This is a genomic window from Rhizobium sp. rho-13.1 (genome assembly GCF_007000305.1).
In the GTDB taxonomy this organism is placed as follows: domain Bacteria; phylum Pseudomonadota; class Alphaproteobacteria; order Rhizobiales; family Rhizobiaceae; genus Rhizobium; species Rhizobium rhododendri.
Genome location: NZ_SCFL01000053.1, coordinates 1 through 4,013 on the forward strand (window position 1 = coordinate 1; position 4,013 = coordinate 4,013).

At 56.9% G+C, this 4,013-nt stretch carries 3 protein-coding genes and 2 pseudogenes; all 5 read right to left on the reverse strand.

Going from position 1 to position 4,013, the window contains the following annotated elements:
• Window positions 1-263 precede the first annotated feature (263 nt).
• Complete coding sequence (locus tag EQW76_RS28415) at window positions 264-1,451, reverse strand: IS701 family transposase (protein ID WP_142832552.1); 1,188 nt, start codon at window positions 1,449-1,451, stop codon at window positions 264-266.
• Window positions 1,452-1,734: 283 nt separating this feature from the next.
• A complete protein-coding gene (locus EQW76_RS30085; RefSeq protein WP_142832561.1) occupies window positions 1,735-2,040 on the reverse strand; it encodes a hypothetical protein in 306 nt (101 codons plus the stop codon).
• Window positions 2,040-2,297: pseudogene (locus EQW76_RS28425) on the reverse strand (transposase domain-containing protein); the annotation flags it as partial. The gene EQW76_RS30085 and the pseudogene EQW76_RS28425, both read right to left, overlap by 1 nt.
• Window positions 2,298-2,431: 134 nt before the next feature.
• Window positions 2,432-3,747 (reverse strand): annotated as a pseudogene (locus EQW76_RS28430) (IS66 family transposase); the annotation flags it as partial.
• A 72-nt stretch (window positions 3,748-3,819) separates the two neighbouring features.
• The coding region (gene tnpB / locus EQW76_RS28435) for an IS66 family insertion sequence element accessory protein TnpB (RefSeq protein ID WP_142832557.1) at window positions 3,820-4,013 on the reverse strand (194 nt) is incomplete at its 5' end.

Genomic DNA, 4,013 nt, shown 5'->3' on the forward strand with positions numbered 1-4,013 from the left:
CGACCTCCATCGGCAGATAGCTTGAATCAGACCCGGACCGATTTGCAAAGCCCCACAGATTCAATCAGTCAGGGAACCGCTCTAATACTACAGTTGCGTTTGATGGCGTGTTTTGTAATGTGATGTCATTGCGGAAGCCTGATGGGTTCGTCGCCATAGTGACCACGCAAGGATGTGGCGAACTCTGATGGGCGGCGGCAGCAGTAGTCGCGTAATCAGATAGCGGATTTCTGCGACGGTCGGCAGTAGCGCGAGTGTCCGGGTCAGGCGGCGATTGGAGGATTTGGACTCCTTTCGTTCGGTTTGCCAGTAGCCGCGCGGCGTAGATCAGCGCCGAGCTTGGCGAGGAAAGCTGCGGCAGCCATGACAAGTGTCATGTGTCGGTTCCAGCCATGCCACGAGCGTGCTTCGCAATGATCCAGGCCGAGGTCATCCTTAGCGCGCTGAAAGCACTCCTCCACTGTCCATCGCAGCCCGGCGGCACCCGCCAACTCGCTCAGTTCTGTACCAGCACGCGCAAAGACAAAATAATAGGCGTGTGCGTCGGGTTCGCGCCGGTTGCGACGGATGAGAAGCCAACGTTGCCATTGCCCATCAGGACGAGAGCTCAAAGGAATACGTGCCCAATCGTAGAGCCGAAGGCCCTTGGCACCTTCTCCGGCTGCATGACTGGACCAGGCTCCCGCGTCTAGTTCCGCAGCCATTGTTTCCGGATCAGTTTGCTCGAAGTGTTGCTCACGGACAAAGCGCAGGCGATGATTGGAACGAACTGCCAGACAATACGGCTGGCCGCGGCCTTCCAGCATATGGCGTAACTTGGAATCCGATCCATAGAGTGCATCAGCCAACACCCATGCGCAAGGCACGCCAGCATCGAGCGCATCGGCAATGAGCTTGGCTGCAATGGTCGGCTTGGTCGCGAAGGCTTGCTGCTGTGGGATATGAGCCGCACCACGACGCGCTTCGCTTTCGCTCCAGTCTTTGGGCAAATAAAGCTGCCGATCAATCAGGGTTTGACCAAAACGGCTTGCATAGGCAAGAAAGACGCCGACCTGGCAGTTCTCAATACGTCCAGCCGTGCCCGAATATTGTCGTGCGACGCCGACCGAGTGTGTGCCTTTTTTCAGAAATCCTGTTTCATCGACCACAAGGACGCCGTCCTCATCGCCAAGTGCCTCTGTTGCATACGTGCGAACGACGTCGCGCAACTTGTCGGCATCCCATTGGCTGCGCCCCAACAGCGATTGCATTCGATAGGGGCTCTCCAGACCTGCCTGTTCAGCCATCAACCAGCCGGTCTTGCGCTCAACTCCGGACAACAAACCGTCCAGGAAAGCACTGGCCGATGCCCGAAGTTCACGTCGACCAAAGACCGGGCCTAGCCGCTGCTTCAGTGTATCGAGTTCCTGCTGCCATGCCACCACTGAACCGGACCAACCCGCGACAGACATCGAAATCCCTCCCATCAAACATCGGAAGTGAATCACAATTTGAATGTAAACGCAACTGTAGTACTAACTTACGGAGTTCCGTTTCGGGTCAAGTCATAGTTCAACATGGTGGAAGAAAATTTCGCTGCGGGAACGGCTCTCAGTATCAGTCAGTATATACTGCTGATGATCGTAAGACCGTATGTCCTTCTTCTCGCCTGGGGTGGCTCATCCTACACTGGACTTCCGAGGGTTGCTCGTGAGCGTCCGGCGAAAGCATTTTCGCTTGGTCGAGCGGTCGAAGCTATAGGCCGCGCTTCACCTCATCTGCCATGACGCGCTCGATCATCTCGGGATCGCATTGTTCATCGACGAGGAACTGGCGGATTCCACCATCCCACGTCCTGATGTCGGCGAGGAGATTTTGAAGGTCGTCAATTCCCTTTTCGGTCAGGCCTTTTGTGCCATCTTCACTGCCGTTGCGGACATAAACCAATTCGCCCTCGGCGATATTGTCCGAGTTGGCGGTCACCTCCTCGATTAATTCGAGGTTCTCGCCGATCATGCCGGCGACTTCTTTAAGCGTATAGATGAACCTCGAGCGTGCCATCACGCAGCCTCGTATCGGTCTTTCGCCGGCGCCCACTGCCACGGCAGCAATTCCTGGAGCCGGTCCTTTGGATGGCTTTGGATCCGGGTCAGGACGTCTGTGAGATAGACCTCCGGATTATGGCCATGGAGTTTGGCGGTCTCGATGATGGTCAGGATGTTGGCGATGCGCTCGCCGCCCTTGTCCGAGCCGGCGAAGAGCCAGTTCTTACGACCGATTCCAAGCGGACGCATGGCACGCTCAGCGATATTGTTATCGGGTATGTTGCCATCGGCGCCCCACGAACGCTAGGAAGATTCTATCCTGTCATGTTAGAATTGTCGTGTCGGGACAGGGGCGTCGGAGTGCGAAGAAGCGGGCAGGCCGAATTGACTTTGAGCTGCGAGCTCGCGTTGTTATCGATTTCGACACGGCCATCATCGATGTAAACGCTCAATGCTGCCATCGCGAGAGGGCATATCGCATTGCCTCGGCCAGCTTCTGCTTTTGTGGCAGCGTCGAAAGCGTCTCTTCTATCCAGCTCTTGAGGTCCGCCAGAATGGGCCTGGCGTGTTGCTGGCGCAGTGTACGCCGCTCGTCAGCCGACATGCCGCGGATACGATCCTCGATATCGTAGAGCGCACCGATGCGCGACAGCGCTTCGTCAGCGATCGGGGATGGCTTCAGCTTGATCACATCATGGAACTTGCGGCGCACATGCGCCATGCAGGCGGCTTCGATGATTTGGTTGCCGTAGAGCTTCTTGTAACCCCCATAGCCATCGGCATGCATCACACCGCTGAAGTTTGCGAGGTGGTCAGCCGGATGCACGCCCTTTCGGTCGGGGCTATAGTAATAGGCGATCGCGCCGGGAGTGGGATCCTGGTAACCGCTTCCATCGGAGACATAGACCCAGACCCTGCCGGTTTTTGTCTTTCCTCGTCCAGGGTCGAGGACATCCACCGGGGTATCGTCCGTGTGTATTCGATCGACCGCCGCGATATGGGCTCTGATCAGCAAAATGAGCGGGGCAAGAAGAACGGACACACGGCCCACCCAGTCCGCCATGACGGAGCGCGAGATATCTACTCCCAGCCGATCGTACATTTCGGATAGACGATAGAGCGGGATATGATCGTCGAACTTGGCGACCATGATATGAGCAAGCAAGCCCGGTCCGGGTTTGCCTCGCTCGATCGGCAAAGTCGGCATCTCACCCGATACGGTCGTATCGCAGTCCCTGCAGACCATACGCTTCTCGACATGCCGGACGATCTTTACAGAAGCCGGCACATGCTCCATCACCTGGACCACTTTGTCAGCCGCCTTCAAGAAGGAGGTGCCGCCACAGGTCGGGCAATTGCAGGGCGCTGCATACACCCGCTCTTCAGTTGGCAGGCCATCCGGCAGAGGTCTGCGTTTCGGCTTGTCCGGGGCATCATCCACATCGGGCAGCAGGCCTTTTCCAGAACAAGCATCAGCCTCGGCGCGGGCGGCCTCGATCTCCTCCAGCATGAGTTCAAATTGCTCAATCTTCCGATCGATCTTCTCTGAAGATGCGCCGTGCTGCCGATGTCGGAGCAGCTCCAACTGCGCGCGCAAAAGACCGATGATGGTGTCGCGTTTGTTGACTTCGGCTTCTTGGCTCTCAAGTTTCGCCGCCTGTTCAGCGACGAGCGCGCGCAATGCCAATAGCTCGTTCTGACTGTCCAGAGGTGGTGCTTCCATGCCCAAAAACATAGCCGATTTGCAGCGAAAGCGCTAGCATTTTAGCCCGGATACCCTTGCAAAATATAGCTTTTACCCCGTTCGGCCAGGAGCAGAAGTCCACGCCGGTCGACGCCAATCGATCCCTTCCACAAGCATCGAAAGCTGCGCCTGCGTCAGGTGCGCAACGCCTTCTTTCGCCGTTGGCCAGGGAAAGTATCCGCGTTCCAAAATCTTGTACCTCACAACAGAATGCAGCCACTGCCAACGCAGATACGCAGTTAGTG